This is a genomic window from Flavonifractor plautii ATCC 29863, assembly GCF_000239295.1.
In the GTDB taxonomy this organism is placed as follows: domain Bacteria; phylum Bacillota; class Clostridia; order Oscillospirales; family Oscillospiraceae; genus Flavonifractor; species Flavonifractor plautii.
Genome location: NZ_JH417844.1, coordinates 5,242 through 5,637, shown reverse-complemented (window position 1 = coordinate 5,637; position 396 = coordinate 5,242). Strand labels below are relative to the sequence as shown.

Sequence of the window (396 nt, the reverse complement as noted above, 5' to 3'; positions counted from 1 at the left end):
TGTAATTTCCTCCTTCCAAGGTCTGGTTATTTTTCAGCAGGATGGTGACCGTCCCGTTGCTGACGGTGATGCGGCGGACGCTCTCATGGAGCAGTTCCTGCTCCAGTTCCATCATAGGCCGGCGGTTTTGAAACAGCCTCCGAAGGCGGAGGGTTTCATACTCCTCCGGCCCGATGGCATTTAACTGGAGGGCGGCCAACCGGAAGGCCAGGTTTTTTGCCTGGGCCTCATCCACCGGCGGGCGGTGCAGGAGCTCGTCCAGCCCCCGGCGCAGCTTCGTCACCTCTGGCGGTGGCTCATCCTCCAACACGGGGCAGGTGATGCGCTCCGGGTGCTGGATCAGGCGGTTCAGAAGGCCCAGTACCTGCCGTTCCACCCAGGCCGGCGGGCTGCCGC

General features: G+C 63.1%; 1 pseudogene. It reads right to left on the bottom strand.

The window, feature by feature from the left end:
- A pseudogene (locus tag HMPREF0372_RS20925) lies at positions 1-396 on the bottom strand (recombinase family protein); the annotation flags it as partial.